General features: G+C 49.5%; 17 protein-coding genes and 1 tRNA gene. 12 read left to right on the plus strand and 6 right to left on the minus strand.

The features are described from left to right. Positions 1-32: 32 nt before the first annotated feature. From IG193_RS06315 to IG193_RS06330, 4 genes are read left to right on the plus strand one after another with little or no spacing between them, the layout of a single operon-like run. Positions 33-800, plus strand: a complete 768-nt coding sequence (locus tag IG193_RS06315) for a hypothetical protein (RefSeq protein WP_192818340.1) — start codon at positions 33-35, stop codon at positions 798-800. Between the two features lie 15 nt (positions 801-815). Further along, the gene (locus IG193_RS06320; RefSeq protein ID WP_192818341.1) at positions 816-1,232 is read left to right on the plus strand and encodes a roadblock/LC7 domain-containing protein; all 417 of its coding nucleotides are present in this window, start codon (positions 816-818) and stop codon (positions 1,230-1,232) included. Continuing rightward, positions 1,195-1,746, plus strand: a complete 552-nt coding sequence (locus IG193_RS06325) for a GTP-binding protein (RefSeq protein ID WP_192818342.1) — start codon at positions 1,195-1,197, stop codon at positions 1,744-1,746. Before IG193_RS06320 ends, IG193_RS06325 begins: the two co-directional genes overlap by 38 nt. Positions 1,747-1,790: 44 nt before the next feature. Then, on the plus strand, positions 1,791-2,165 hold the full coding sequence (locus IG193_RS06330; RefSeq protein WP_192818343.1) for a roadblock/LC7 domain-containing protein: 375 nt from the start codon (positions 1,791-1,793) through the stop codon (positions 2,163-2,165). On the opposite strand, the gene IG193_RS06335 is transcribed toward IG193_RS06330, so the two are convergent. The 6 genes from IG193_RS06335 to IG193_RS06360 all read right to left on the minus strand — a co-directional run bounded on the left by IG193_RS06335 (position 2,162) and on the right by IG193_RS06360 (position 6,298). Beyond that, positions 2,162-3,334: a pyridoxal phosphate-dependent aminotransferase gene (locus IG193_RS06335; protein WP_225876060.1), complete on the minus strand. Its 1,173-nt coding sequence runs from the start codon at positions 3,332-3,334 to the stop codon at positions 2,162-2,164. The two genes, IG193_RS06330 and IG193_RS06335, sit on opposite strands and share 4 nt — an antisense overlap. Before the next feature lie 125 nt (positions 3,335-3,459). Further along, positions 3,460-4,281 carry a hypothetical protein gene (locus IG193_RS06340; RefSeq protein WP_192818345.1) on the minus strand — a complete coding sequence of 274 codons (822 nt, stop codon included), beginning with the start codon at positions 4,279-4,281 and terminating at the stop codon, positions 3,460-3,462. A 151-nt stretch (positions 4,282-4,432) separates the two neighbouring features. Next, a complete protein-coding gene (locus tag IG193_RS06345; RefSeq protein WP_192818346.1) occupies positions 4,433-4,870 on the minus strand; it encodes a 30S ribosomal protein S11 in 438 nt (145 codons plus the stop codon). 2 nt (positions 4,871-4,872) lie between these two features. Continuing rightward, complete coding sequence (locus tag IG193_RS06350; protein WP_192818347.1) at positions 4,873-5,391, minus strand: 30S ribosomal protein S4; 519 nt, start codon at positions 5,389-5,391, stop codon at positions 4,873-4,875. A gap of 10 nt (positions 5,392-5,401) precedes the next feature. Further along, positions 5,402-5,872, minus strand: a complete 471-nt coding sequence (locus tag IG193_RS06355) for a 30S ribosomal protein S13 (protein WP_192818348.1) — start codon at positions 5,870-5,872, stop codon at positions 5,402-5,404. A 327-nt stretch (positions 5,873-6,199) separates the two neighbouring features. Further along, positions 6,200-6,298, minus strand: a tRNA-Ser gene (locus tag IG193_RS06360). A 122-nt stretch (positions 6,299-6,420) separates the two neighbouring features. Here IG193_RS06360 and IG193_RS06365 point away from each other — a divergent pair. From IG193_RS06365 to IG193_RS06400, 8 genes are all read left to right on the plus strand, one after another. Continuing rightward, positions 6,421-7,305 carry a GNAT family N-acetyltransferase gene (locus IG193_RS06365; RefSeq protein WP_192818349.1) on the plus strand — a complete coding sequence of 295 codons (885 nt, stop codon included), beginning with the start codon at positions 6,421-6,423 and terminating at the stop codon, positions 7,303-7,305. Continuing rightward, the gene (gene menC / locus IG193_RS06370; protein ID WP_192818350.1) at positions 7,296-8,408 is read left to right on the plus strand and encodes an o-succinylbenzoate synthase; all 1,113 of its coding nucleotides are present in this window, start codon (positions 7,296-7,298) and stop codon (positions 8,406-8,408) included. The genes IG193_RS06365 and menC overlap by 10 nt, the downstream gene beginning before the upstream one ends. After that, positions 8,390-8,854, plus strand: a complete 465-nt coding sequence (locus IG193_RS06375; protein WP_192818351.1) for a hypothetical protein — start codon at positions 8,390-8,392, stop codon at positions 8,852-8,854. Before menC ends, IG193_RS06375 begins: the two co-directional genes overlap by 19 nt. Positions 8,855-8,970: 116 nt before the next feature. After that, positions 8,971-10,251: a Cdc6/Cdc18 family protein gene (locus IG193_RS06380; RefSeq protein WP_218042127.1), complete on the plus strand. Its 1,281-nt coding sequence runs from the start codon at positions 8,971-8,973 to the stop codon at positions 10,249-10,251. Between the two features lie 71 nt (positions 10,252-10,322). Beyond that, on the plus strand, positions 10,323-10,706 hold the full coding sequence (rplX, locus tag IG193_RS06385; protein ID WP_192818353.1) for a 50S ribosomal protein L24: 384 nt from the start codon (positions 10,323-10,325) through the stop codon (positions 10,704-10,706). Next, on the plus strand, positions 10,703-11,446 hold the full coding sequence (locus tag IG193_RS06390; protein ID WP_192818354.1) for a 30S ribosomal protein S4e: 744 nt from the start codon (positions 10,703-10,705) through the stop codon (positions 11,444-11,446). Before rplX ends, IG193_RS06390 begins: the two co-directional genes overlap by 4 nt. A 5-nt stretch (positions 11,447-11,451) precedes the next feature. After that, on the plus strand, positions 11,452-12,003 hold the full coding sequence (locus IG193_RS06395) for a 50S ribosomal protein L5 (RefSeq protein WP_225876061.1): 552 nt from the start codon (positions 11,452-11,454) through the stop codon (positions 12,001-12,003). A gap of 6 nt (positions 12,004-12,009) precedes the next feature. Continuing rightward, positions 12,010-12,174, plus strand: a complete 165-nt coding sequence (locus tag IG193_RS06400) for a 30S ribosomal protein S14 (protein ID WP_192818355.1) — start codon at positions 12,010-12,012, stop codon at positions 12,172-12,174. Position 12,175 lies beyond the last annotated feature (1 nt).

Below are 12,175 nucleotides of genomic sequence, written 5' to 3' on the forward strand. Positions count from 1 at the left end.
AATAATTATCAGGCTCACTGCTCTTTTATTTAGTGTCGCTCATGTTAAGTCACCTACAGGCCCTGTTGTCGCCAGCCCAGGTCATGGGGGATTATCTGGCTCCACTGATTTATCTCTCCTTTCTCTCACTCGGCATCTCTATAGGCGTCCTCATATCCTTCATATACATTATCCGCATGATACAACACGGCGGTACACCTCGAGAGGTTCTAGAGAAGCTTAGCCACTTGGAGGAAAAAGCCGAGAAACTAGAGGACTCGCAAGGAGGTCTATCCTCGAGTGTAGCCGAGCTTAGTGCTTCAGTGAAGAGTTTACAGGAGAGCTTGATGCGTGTAGATTCCCGTTTAACAAGCCTTGAAAGCAGAGTAACGGTACTCGAGAGGAGAGGGGTCAGAGAGTTGAGAGAGACAGCACGTACAGTTTCTTACCCCAGGCCCTCCCAACTTGCGAAAGTGGAGGCAGCAACCATAAAGGATCTGAATGAGATTGTACTCCACTTCCCCGAGGTGAGGTATGCTGGAATAATCACGTCGCAGGGGTATGTTGTAAAGAGCTATGGCCAACCTAGCGAGGAACCCCCTAAGATGCTTGAAGTGTTAAGGATTTCTGGTACGCCGAGGGTCTCACTTATAAGGGGGGATAGGAGGCTTGAAGTGTTCTATCTTGGGGACGTGAAAGACCTCTCTATCTACGGCATACTGGAAATCGAAGACAGTGTAAGCATTGATGAGGCTAAGCTTGAGGCGATAAAAGAAACGATAAATAGATATTTTAGGAGTGTTGTTTCAAAGTCACAATAAAATATTGGTGAACCTATGAGTCTGGACAAGGAGACCGAAATTCGAGGTGTCCTTGGGAAAATAATCAAGGAGACGCACGATGCAATCATGTCGATAGTGTTTGCGTGGCGGGACGGAATACCCGTGTCTTTCATAGCCCCCGACCAGTCTCAAGCCGAGTTCCTGGCAGTGGCCTCCGCCGCGGCGCTGGGATCCCTCGACGCTCTCGGGGACATTTTCGGTAGTCGCGTTAAGCGCGTCGACGTGGAGTTTGAGAATGGAGGCCATGTCATCATATCATCCGTTAACGGCTCCTTCATTGCGCTCTCGACAACGCCACGCCCCAACCTAGGACTGATACATCTCGTCCTGAGGAAGTACGAGGACGACGTCGTAAGGATGGCCGGTGTCGGCTATGTCGACGCGAAGAAACTACCTAAAAATACTCGTTAGCGGTCCCTATGCCAGTGGGAAGACAACTTTTGTAAAAACCGTTGCAACTAGCAGTTTATTGACGACGGAAGTTCCTGTATCTACGCTATATGAGTCACAAGTAAAACAGTACACGACTATAGCCTTCGACTATGGCAAGACAAACGTAGATGGTGTAGATGTGTACCTTTTTGGTACACCTGGCCAGACGCGTTTACAGTTCATGTGGAGGGTTCTCTCGGCGGGCATGCATGGTTACATATTCATCGTAGATGGTACGTCTATGCTCCACGTATTGCGGTCACGTGCAGTTTACGAGTATATGAAGAGTCTAGGAGACTACCCGCATGTCGTGGCCGTGAGCAAGCAAGACCTCCCAAATAGTGTAAAGCCCAGCATCGTGGCCCAGCTCTTCGGGATTAGTCCCGGGAGCGTCATGCCGCTGGTTACACATGATAGGTCATCTGCCCTGACGGTGTTAAAACGTATAGTAGAAATCGTGAGAGAATCCACGGATCAACCTTTTTTTAAATGAAAAGAATATATCCTTGTTAAAGCTAGGAAATCATCGTGGTTTGAATGAGCCTAAACCTCGAAGCATTGAGGAGACTTATAGAGCCGGTTACAAAAGTCGCAGGATTCGAAGGGTTCGTTGTTGCCACGAGCGATGGCCTACCTCTCTTAAGTAGCCTGTCTGACAAGGATTTAGAGGAGAAGGTCGCTGCCTTGACGGCAGTTTTGAGTGAAGTGGGTAACAGAGCCAGTACAGAGTTGGGGAAGGGTGAGGCAGACTGGATCGCTGTTTATGCTCCTGACGGCTCCGGTATAATATACGTTAAACTCGGTGAAGTAGGCTACATGGCAGTTCTATTCAGTAGAGACACGCGACTGGGAGTACTTCTTTATACGCTTAAGGAAATAAAGAAGAAGATTTTGGAAGCGAGAATATCTTAGAGATAGCTAGTAATGTAGGCATTCATCCTCTTAAGTCCTTCCTCTATTCTCTCCTCGCTCTCGCTGACAAAAGTCATTCTAACATGCCCTTTACCCATCTCACCGAAATACTTGCCAGGTATCACTACGACGCTCTTCCTATAGAGCAAGCGGTTGGCGAACTCTTCATCGTCTCTACCCATGGCCTCTAGGTATGGTCTTAGATCAACGAAAAAGTAGAAAGCCCCCTCTGGGAGCGTTGTCTTAGCCTCAGGCAGGTACTCCTGGATTGCTTTGTACATGAAATCTCGGCGCCTCCTATACGTAGGTATAACTACTTCGTTTAGATAGCGCTCCTTTATCCCGTTCTCGTAGAACTTTATCATTGCTATCTGCCCGGGAGTATCGGGCGCCAACGAAACATACTGCTTAATCTTCTCCATCGCCTCTATTACCTCGGGTGGGCCGGTCACGTAGCCCAGCCTAAACCCTGGAATGGAGGCCTCCTTGCTAAAGCTGTGGATAGTTATCGTTCTCTCCCTTGCACCAGGGTAGGCGTCGACCCAAGGCGTTTGACGGCCGTACGTGATGTGTTTGTACACTGCGTCGAAAATGATCCAGAAATCGTGCTCCTTGGCAAGTCTTACCAGGTCACTTACGAATTTATCGGTTACTATTCGCCCAGTAGGGTTATCGGGGGATAGGAGGATGAAAGCCTTTGTCAGGGGGGAGACGACTTTTTCCAAGTCTTCGATTTTTGGCTGGTATCCCTCTTCCACGCGCACGGGGACATACCTCACGCGTCCTCCGAACAGCCGGATAGGCTCACTATAACCAACATACGTCGGGTCTATTAGGATAACCTCGTCTCCCGGCTCTAGAATGGCTCCAAGAGCCAGGTATATTCCCTCTGTTCCACCGTTGACGATCATTATCTCCTCATGAGGATCGTACGATACACCCCAGTATTTTTTCAAGTCCTGCGAGATTAGTTCTCTAAGCTCGATCATTCCACGCGTGCTCCCGTAAGCCACAGTCTTCTGAGGGTAGCGTTTAAGGGCCTCCGCAATATACTCGACAACTTCCTGCGGGGGAGGTAGGCTCGGTGCCCCCCCGCCAAAGCTTATTATATCTCCTTTACGCCTTGCCTCGTCAAGCAAGGCAGCTATTCTCCTTATCGGGGAACTCACTATTGTTTGAGTGCGGGTAGCCAACCGAGGCATTGCAAGTTAATTATTCCTTCTCATATATTTATCGATTTCTAGCAATACTTTAAATACTACCCTGCATTTTGGAAGCATGAAAATAGACAATGTTATATTTTCTCTAGAATTTTCTTCAGCTCTTCAGGAGACTTCAGTGAGCCTTTGAAAATATTAAAGAACTCTTCTAGGGCCTCTTTTATTTCTCTACGCATGTCAGGGTCTAGCATGGATACAAACTTCTCGAGCTCACCGTACAGCTCCCGTTGGGCCAGCAGTACCGCGAACCTTGTTAGGTTCATAGAGGTTAGCTTACCATCAACTATGCACAACACTGTTCCCGCATCCCAGTCCACTTCGTATGTTACAGTCTGCTCCCTACTTCTTCCTGCTTTTTCCTCTTTAAGCTTCTCAAGGAGTTTTCTATCGATGACTTTCTCATACCCGTATATTGCTATTGCTTTCTCGAGTTTTTCCCGCACGCGTTTATCTAGTAACATTATCCGCTGAAAGTCCTCCTCGCCAAGGGGTAGCTCAAAGACTCTTCCTCCTACAATGATCTGCCCCTTTAGTCCTCTCACCTTAGATGTAGGCATTCTTAGGTCGAGAAATCCATCATACGTGTAAACAGGCACTACGTAGGATTTCCCATCAGGTAGGGCTATCTTCACTGCCTCGTCCCAGAGCTTAGCTGAGACCTCGCCTAAAACCAGATGAGGCCCGCTCTCTAGAGCAGGACAGTTAAAGGCCTCTGCCAGTATCTCCGCAGCGCTCTCGACGAAGCCGAGAACCTCATACACCTTAAATTTTTCCCACGTACCCCCCACTAAAACCTCTATTTCGAACTTCTTCGTGAAACTGTAGCCGTACTCCTTGAGGTACCGCTCAAACTCCTCCTCAGCTGTGCACTCAGCTCTTATCCCAAGCCACGGCAAGCCTACTCCACCTAATTCTTAAGCCATGCTTACTAAATAGTATAGCGCTGTGCCACCAAAAAGAATTTCTAGTATCGTGCTTCTGAAAAAGTGGACATGATGAACCATTGCAGCTCTGATGAGTGAAGAAAAGGTTTCCGGTCTGAGCTCCTTACACTCTTCTTCCTCTACGCCCACCCGGTTTTCTAATAGTGTCCGTCGGCAGCGGGGTGACGTCCTCAATACGGTCAACAATGAGTCCAGCACGCACTAGAGCTCGGATTGCGGGCCCCGCTCCAGGGCCTGGAGTTTTTGCACCATAACCTCCAGGAGCCTTTACCTTGACGTGTACAACCCTTATACCCTTGTCTAGTGCGATTTTCGCGGCTTTCATTGCTGCCTGCATGGCTGCCCAGGGGGAGGGCTTGTCCCTATCGGCCTTTGCGACCTGCCCCCCGGATGCTATGGCTATTGTCTCCGATCCGGAGATGTCTGTGATGTGAATAATTGTGTTGTTGTAGCTAGCGTAGATCCAAGCAATGCCAACATCGCTTCTGTGCTTCGCTTCTCTCTGCTCCTTTGGTTTCTGCTCCTTCTCAGCTTCCGCCATACTTACTCACCAGACTTAACTTGTTCAACACGTCTAGCGTAGGGCGATAAGGGGTAGAAGCCTATAAGTTCTTCCTCGTCTCGCGGCACTAAATACCCAGGGCTCCTGGCTCTCCTACCGCCGATTGCTATGTGGCCGTGCGTTATCAGTTGCCTAGCATGGTAGATGCTGGACGCCAGGCCCTTTCTGTATACTATTGTTTGTAGCCTTCTCTCCAGCACGTGTCGTACGTTCAAGCTTAGGATATCGTCAAGTGAGGCATCCTCGCTGGGGAGCAGCCCCATCCTGTACAAACGTGCTACTAGGGGCTTTTCAAGGGGGAGGCGTTGCTCCTCGGGTAAGGCCAACAGCTTCCTTGCCCTAGCCCTAATCTCCCTAAGTAACGACTTGGCAATCCACAACTCGTGTTTATTCCTTAAGCCGTACTCACCTAAGAGGCGCATTTCCTCCTCTAGGACTTCCTTCCTCCACGGGTGCCCCGGTCCCTGCCACTTTCTCCTCGGCTTCTTAGGATCGCCCATTTGACCACCCCTATTTCTTCTCTTGCTGTTTTTTCGAAGCCCCCTTCCTTACTCCTACTGTCAAGCCTGTTCTGCCTGTTGTTCTCGTCCTCTGTCCTCTAACCTTTAGACCCAACATGTGTCTAATGCCCTTGTAGCTCTTAATCTTCTTCATGGCTTCTATGTCGCCTCTAACTGTCAGCAGAAGATCAGAGGTTATTAAGTGGCTGCTAGCGCCTGTGATAGGGTCTCTCCTCCTGTTGAGCATCCAGTCGGGCAAACCTAGCGCCTCAACGTTTTTTAGCGCATTGGAAATCTTCTCGACCTCCTCCTCTGTGAGAGTGCCGAGTAATCTGTGGGGATCAAAACCCAGTTTCCTTAAAACTGCATAGGCCGTGTTTACGCCCACTCCCTTTATGTCAGCTAGAGCATAAGCTAGGGCTTTATCACCCGGCAAGTCTACTCCTGCAACCCTTACAATGTACCGGAACTCACTAGACATATGACCTGTGCGGTAAAGAAGGCAGAAATAAATATCTTTTTCGCCATCACCACCCTCTAAAAATCCTCATAGCCCGCATCCATCATTCTCGCTAGTTGGAGCCTTTTCGCTACACACAATGGCACCTCGTTTTCCTACAAGCCCTGGATAGAGCGAGCCTGAGAGTCGGGAAAGCCATGGGGCCTGTTACTGCGCTAGAAGAGCTCGCCAAAGAGGTCGGCTTTCTAGTAGGCAAGAGGATAACAAGCTCGAAGAGCTTTAGAGGAACGCTGCCCCACCCCATCAGCTCTTTCTACGAAAACAGTGATCGGCTAAAAGCAAATTGAGCGCCGGGGCCGGGATTCGAACCCGGGCACCCTCAGGAGGGCAACGGATTTCCTGGGATAGACTCAAGTCCGCCGCCTTGGTCCACTCGGCCACCCCGGCCTCTCAGCTGGAAAAGTCTCAAATAGAGATATAAAGACATCGTCAGGGCTTGACTTCCCTTTTCCCATCCAACGCAGGAGGCAATATCCTTTTAATTTAGAGTTTTCGAAGAGTACAACTGGATGAGCAACGGAGGTATCCAGTTCGTAGTACCCTCAGACCCCTCCCTTTTTAGACAAATTATGGACGTCATGAAGGACGCGTGGTCGATGCCGGACTACACAGAGGCTGTGCCCCCTCACGTGATGAAGGCAATAGTGGACAATGGAGGTTTTCTCGAGGTCGCGATACACAATGGGCGCGTTGTAGGTTTTGTACTGGGCTTCATAGGCTACGACCGAGAGTACGGGTACTACCACTACTCGCACATGCTAGGCGTCCTCAAGGAGTACCGCGGCAAGAACATTGCGTTTGAGCTAAAGCTCCATCAAAGAGAGTGGAGCATGAAGCGTGGCTACAATCTTGTCGTCTGGACTTTCGACCCACACCAAGGCTTGAATGCACGCTTCAACTTCGGCAAGCTTGGAGTTATCTCCAGAAAGTTCTACGAGAACTACTATGGAGAAATAACAGATGGAATAAACATTGGGCTACCCACAGACCGCTTCAAGGTTGAGTGGTGGATAACGAGCAAGAGAGTAGAGGGTCGGATAAGCGGGAGAGACAGGCCCCCGACATACGACGAGGTAAAGGATGTAGCATACCCGTTTATAGCCACGGAAAAGAGGGAGGGCATAATTACCCCGCTCAAGATTCTCCAGGACTTCTCGAAGGATCTCGTCCTCCTCGAGTTCCCCGGAGACATAAATGCTCTCAGGGCTAAGTGTTTCGAGTGTGCCCTAAAGTGGAAGATCATGTTCCGCGAAGCTATCCAAAACCTCTTAAGGAATGGGTACATAGTAGTGGAGCATGTACCTCTCGTAGAGGAGGGGGAGAGACATAACTTCTACTTACTCGCCAGGAGCCCTCTTGAAGAGATACTTAGAGGTGAGTACCCTTGGAGATAAGGAAAGTTGACGTGTATTTCCTCGAAATGAAGCTTAAAGGAGAGTTTAGAACCAGTTTCGGCTCTCTCCTCGCACGTCCAGTCGTCTTAGTCAGAGTCGAGGAGAAAGGCGGAGAGGAGGGCTGGGGAGAACTTGTCGCAGAGTGGGGCCCGTGGTACAGCTACGAGACATACGATGTCTCTCTACTAGTATTGAGGAAATTCATCATCCCCTTGCTCCTCGAGTCTGAGATCCAAAGACCCGAGGACTTTCAGAGAATCGTATCACGCGTGAGAGGCTATCCCATGGCGAAAACAGCGGTTGAAGAAGCCCTAGTAGATCTATTTGCCCGTCTCAGGAGAGTTCCTATCGCGGATCTTCTCGGTGGCGACAGGAGAGAAATAGTGTCAGGAGTCAGTATTGGGATAAAACCCACTATCGATGAACTCCTAAGTGAAGTGAGAAGAAGGGTGGAAGAAGGCTACCAGCGCATAAAGATAAAGATAGAGCCCGGGTTTGACCTCAAGCCTGTCGAAGCCATTAAGAGAGAATTTGGGGATATCCCACTTCAAGTCGACGCAAACGGCGCCTACTCGCTTAGGGACATCAGGCTCTTCCGGGAACTAGACAAGCACGGGTTACTGATGATCGAGCAACCACTAGCCTGGGACGACCTCCTGGCGCACAGTATACTCTCCCGAAAGATTTCAACGCCGATCTGCCTGGACGAGAGCATTAAATCGCTACAAGACTTAGTAGTCGGGTGGATGCTTGGCTCTCTAGAGATTGTAAACGTAAAGCCCTCGCGCGTGGGGGGCGTCATAGCTGCAAGGGAAATCCTTGAGGCTGCACCGAAACTAGGACTTGGAGCGTGGATAGGAGGGATGCTCGAGACTGGTATAGGTAGAGCCTTCCTTGTGGCTCTCGCTTCTCATGCGGCTGTAAACTACCCAAATGATATTTCGGCAAGTGACAGGTACTGGGAAGAGGACATAGTTGAGCCCCCATGGATCCTAACAGCTAGAGGGACGATTGAAGTCCCAAGCCGCCCAGGACTGGGAGTTGAAGTTTTAATTGACAGTATTGAGAAGATGAGCAGAGAAAAATGGAGCATGGCAAAGTAGGTTGCAGGCTCATAGTCTCGGCCGCAAGGGGCCATGAGAGGGCAGTCTTGCGCGATCTACTGGATCTACTCTTCCCATACGATAATAGCGTTGACTACAGCACTGTTAACAACAGGATCTGTATAAAAACGACTCTAGACCTGAATGCCGTTAGCAGGATCTTGGGGAGATTCCCAGTAAGAAACTTGGTTTCAGCGCGCTATGTTCTCCTAAGTGAAGAAGCAAAGCCTAACCTTGAGGAAGGCCTTAAAAGGCTTTGCTCGAGGATGTGTGGGAGCAATATTAGGTTCAGAAAGGTCTCTGTTAGGTTAAGGTCCCGTGAGGGCTGGCGCCAAGAATACTACTATCTGATACGGGAGTGTCTCCAGGAGTGCACTGGAGGGAGTGCTGACGCGTACATAGAGTTTTTCAACGGTATACTTGTTTTAACTCTCAAGGTATTCTGATCCCTAGTTTTATAAAATGTTGTGCTGATGAGGCGCGTAAACATACAGGAGGAATCGGGAAAAAGTAACGCTTAATTCTGGGCGATGAGTGTGTTCTACTGTAACCGGAGGACGCTATGCATGGCCCAGGGCATTCACCACTATCCAGAATCGTATTGGATCACAGAAAGATGAGTAGCGAGTATGTTCCGGTTTTCTTGCCGCACAGGGAGAGCGAGGTTAAAGAGACTCTCAAGCATTTCTACCCGATAATACGGGGGGAGAAGGGCCTAACCAAGACGGTTATTTATGACGGGCCCACGGGAACCGGGAAGACTGCTGTCGCAAAGAGAATACTCTTGTCGCTTAGCGAACATGCCTCTTTGGGTAAATTTCCCCCGCTTACGACGAGTTACGTTAATGCATACGAGCTTAGATCCAAGTTCTCGGTTTTCAGGAAGATCGGGGAGGATGTCGGCCTGCGTTTCCCGCGGAAGGGGTTCTCCACACACGAGGTAATCGCGTACACGTTCCAAACTCTCTCCAGGAGTGGGTCAAACCTTGTTCTCGTAGTCGACGAGGCTGATATGCTTGTTCGGCAGAAGGAAGGCGAGGAAGTTCTATACGTCTTGACTAGGGTGGGGGAACTCCTAAGCGATGTAAATGTGGGAATAGGGCTAATTGTAATTTTCCGGGACTTCCAGGTGAGTACTGAGAGTATATCCAATGTAGGTGTAAGGAGCTCTCTTTCGTCTACTGTTATACGCTTTAACCCTTACAGCTCTAAACAATTGGCCGATATTCTCTGGTATCGGGTAGAGAAGGAAGGAGCTATGAGGCCTGGGGCTGTCGGTAGCGAAGTAATTGAGATGATCGCGAATACCTTTGGGTACGATCATCAACGAGGGGGTTGGGGGGACGCCCGAATGGCTCTAAAGACTCTATACTACGCGGCTTTGAGGGCAGAGAACTTAGGTCGGGGAGTTGTTCTCCCAGAGGATGTGCGCGAAGTTCTCAACCAGGGTATATTGCCCACACCATTCGACGAGGAAGAAATCGAGAAACTCCAATTGCACGAGAAGATTTTACTCCTAGCAATAACGAACATCCTACTTATGGAGAGAGATAAAGCCTACGTGAGTATCGGGGACGTGGAATTTGAATACGAAGACCTCTGCAACAACTACGGCATTAAGCCGCTGAAACACACAAGCATCTGGGAGAGGGTTCAAGTGTTGAAGAACAAGGGATTGATCGACACGCGGGTCAGTAGCATGGACGGGAAAGGCAGAACAACCCAAATAGCACTACCCCAGGTACCTGAGGTCGAGTACTTAGGAATAAACAGGGTACCGCTAGACGTCCTCAAGAAGGTTCTACAAGAGTCGATAGAGGAAGAGCTCAGAAGCGCGCACTAGCTGGAGTCGCCCTAATTGCGTTCTGTTTGAGAAAGTTTATAAACACATCTTGATAAGCTAGCTGGGATAGTATGCAACGTGCCGTCTCATCGAAACCCTCAAAGGTGAGAAAGAGGGAAGTGTACAATGCCCCGCTCCATGTTAGGTCTAAGAGGATAGTAGCGCCTCTCTCAAAAGAGCTCCAGGAAAAGCTTGGCATAAAGAGGATACGGGTGAGGAAAGGGGACAAAGTACTCATCGTTCGCGGCTCTTTTAAGGGGCATGAAGGGAGAGTCACAGGGGTCAACACCAAGAGAGAACGTATATACGTTGAGGGGGCTGTGTTGCGCAAGGCTGACGGAACAGAGGTTCCTTATCCAATCCATCCATCTAAGGTCATTGTCGTGGAGCTAGATTTATCGGATAAACGTAGAAGGGAGCTTGTTGAGAAACGTAAAGTCGGTGGTGGGCAATGACGCGTAAGATTAGGAGCTCGCTCAGACATCTGAGAAGATCCATCGCGCCCCCCTTCTGGCCTATAAGCAGGAAGGAGCACGCGTGGACCGTTAAGCCGAGCCCCGGCCCGCACCCCCTCTTCAAGAGCATACCGCTCGGCATAGTAGTGCGGGATATCCTGGGCTACGCAACTTCAATGAGGGAAGCCCGTCGAATCCTGAACGAGAGAAAGATCTCGATAGATGGGCGTGTCATTACAGACTACAAGTTCCCGGTAGGCCTCATGGATATTATTCATGTTATCCCTGAAGGAAAGTTTTACCGAGTAGTGCCTGACGCTATAAAGAAGCTGAAACTTGTTGAAATACCACAGGAAGAAGCTGGCTACAAGCTGTTAAAAGTCATTCGAAAACAGTCAGTAAGAGGGGGCAGTATCCAGCTCACGCTCCACGATGGGAGAAACATCCTACTACCCAAGCCAGGTGAAGGGGGCCTTAACGTGAGGACATTTGACTCTCTACTAATAACCATTCCTAAACAGTCTATCGTTCAACACGTTCCACTCAGGGAAGGCGTGCTCGCAGCCGTAACCGATGGGCGCCACGTGGGTTTTGTCGGTAGGATTGAATCCATACAACAGGTATTTAAGCGCAAAGACGCACTCGTGGTCTTAAAGAATGATCAAGGAGAGACGGCAAGAACCAAGCTTGAGTACATTCTTCCTGTAGGCACCGAAAAGCCTCTAGTGACTATTGGGTGATGCGTATGAAGGGTGTCCCCGTCATGGAGGCTGGCCATCTGATGCGTAGGATCTTTATAGGTAAGGTTGTAGTCAACATAGGTGTTGGCGAGAGCGGAGAAAGGCTTGCTAAAGCGGCAAAGCTCCTTGAGGAATTAACAGGCCAGAAGCCGTCGTTACGACGTGCTAGGAGGTCTATCAAAGAGTTTGGAGTCAAGAAGGGTGAAAACATTGCTGTCATGGTCACACTTCGAGGAGAAAAAGCAATAAATTTCCTGAAACGGGCGCTTGCAGCAGTCGACTACAAGATAAATGAGAGGAGCATCGATAAGCACGGCAACTTCGCTTTTGGTGTCAAGGAACACATACTCCTGCCCGGCGTGAAGTACGATCCAGAAGTAGGAATATTCGGTTTTGACGTGATAGTTGCACTCGAGAGGCCTGGCTATCGCATAGCGCGGAGGAGAAGAAAGAGATCAAAGATCGGTTATAGGCACCGAGTTACTAGGGAGGAGACGATAGCATACTTAGAAAAAGTTTTAGGAGTGCAGGTTATTAGGGCAAAAAGAGGTGGGTAGTTAGTTATGGCCAAGCTTCACCCTCCAAAAAAGCGCAAGTACGGGAAAGGTAGTAGGAGGTGTATCAGGTGCGGGACTCACGAAGCGGTCATCAGAATATACGGCTTAAACCTCTGCCGCAGGTGCTTCCGCGAGGTGGCCGAAGAAATAGGGTTCAAGAAGTACTCGTAGG

Origin of the sequence: Infirmifilum lucidum (assembly GCF_014876775.1) — an archaeon.
Taxonomy (GTDB): Archaea; Thermoproteota; Thermoprotei; order Thermofilales; family Thermofilaceae; genus Thermofilum; species Thermofilum lucidum.

Coding starts and splice junctions, on each gene's coding strand:
- IG193_RS06375 (WP_192818351.1), top strand. CDS start 8,390: ATGGAGCATGGCAAAGTAGGTTGCAGGCTCATAGTCTCGGCCGCAAGG.
- rplX (WP_192818353.1), top strand. CDS start 10,323: ATGCAACGTGCCGTCTCATCGAAACCCTCAAAGGTGAGAAAGAGGGAA.
- IG193_RS06355 (WP_192818348.1), bottom strand. CDS start 5,872: ATGTCTAGTGAGTTCCGGTACATTGTAAGGGTTGCAGGAGTAGACTTG.
- IG193_RS06395 (WP_225876061.1), top strand. CDS start 11,452: ATGAAGGGTGTCCCCGTCATGGAGGCTGGCCATCTGATGCGTAGGATC.
- IG193_RS06345 (WP_192818346.1), bottom strand. CDS start 4,870: ATGGCGGAAGCTGAGAAGGAGCAGAAACCAAAGGAGCAGAGAGAAGCG.
- IG193_RS06380 (WP_218042127.1), top strand. CDS start 8,971: ATGCATGGCCCAGGGCATTCACCACTATCCAGAATCGTATTGGATCAC.
- IG193_RS06350 (WP_192818347.1), bottom strand. CDS start 5,391: ATGGGCGATCCTAAGAAGCCGAGGAGAAAGTGGCAGGGACCGGGGCAC.
- IG193_RS06365 (WP_192818349.1), top strand. CDS start 6,421: ATGAGCAACGGAGGTATCCAGTTCGTAGTACCCTCAGACCCCTCCCTT.
- IG193_RS06400 (WP_192818355.1), top strand. CDS start 12,010: ATGGCCAAGCTTCACCCTCCAAAAAAGCGCAAGTACGGGAAAGGTAGT.
- IG193_RS06330 (WP_192818343.1), top strand. CDS start 1,791: ATGAGCCTAAACCTCGAAGCATTGAGGAGACTTATAGAGCCGGTTACA.
- IG193_RS06320 (WP_192818341.1), top strand. CDS start 816: ATGAGTCTGGACAAGGAGACCGAAATTCGAGGTGTCCTTGGGAAAATA.
- IG193_RS06325 (WP_192818342.1), top strand. CDS start 1,195: ATGTCGACGCGAAGAAACTACCTAAAAATACTCGTTAGCGGTCCCTAT.
- IG193_RS06390 (WP_192818354.1), top strand. CDS start 10,703: ATGACGCGTAAGATTAGGAGCTCGCTCAGACATCTGAGAAGATCCATC.